Consider the following 620-nt stretch of genomic DNA (forward strand, 5'->3'; position numbering starts at 1 on the left):
GATGGAAGCGAAACACCGCCAGAAGGCCGATGCCGCCGAGCTGGAGCGGCTGCGCAAGGAGAACAAGCGGCTGGCAGAGGAGAACGAGATCTTGCAAATGGGTGAGCAGGCGAACGCCACCGGTCCGAGTGCGCCCGCGAACGCTTTTTTCGCATCTCGGGCGGTGAAACCACGATGAATAAGCGCGCTTTCATCCCTGCCCGCAAAGCTCAGTTCGACTGACCGTGTCCCCAGTGGGGCCGCGTCAGCGGGAGAACGCGGTTTCGACACTCTGCCGGCTCGTACGCTTGTCGCGCAGCTGGCTCTATGGATACCATGCCAGCCAGGCGGCCCGCGATGACCGCCGCGAGCGGCGCTCTGCACGGGACGACGTGCTTCTGGCAAAAATTATGCGGGTCTTCAAAGCCAGCAAACACCGCTACGGGTCCAAGCGTATCCACCGGGATCTGTGCGCTGAGGGGGAGCACGTCCCGGAGCGGCGCGTGGCCAGAATAATGCGCGAAAGCAGGATCTCAGCCGGCCAGCGCAAGCCACGCAAGCCGGTGACCACGAACAGCAATCATAAGCTGACGCCGTCGCCCAACCTGCTGCTGGAGGCATTTCACTGCACCACCCCGAAC

1 protein-coding gene is annotated in these 620 nt (G+C 63.2%); it reads left to right on the forward strand.

All coding sequences use genetic code 11. The annotated features are described in order from the left end of the window. Positions 1-287: 287 nt before the first annotated feature. A partial coding sequence (locus FEV53_RS20610) for an IS3 family transposase (protein ID WP_246100968.1) occupies positions 288-620 on the forward strand: 333 nt, incomplete at its 3' end.

This window comes from Palleronia caenipelagi, from assembly GCF_007004065.1.
GTDB lineage: Bacteria > Pseudomonadota > Alphaproteobacteria > Rhodobacterales > Rhodobacteraceae > Palleronia > Palleronia caenipelagi.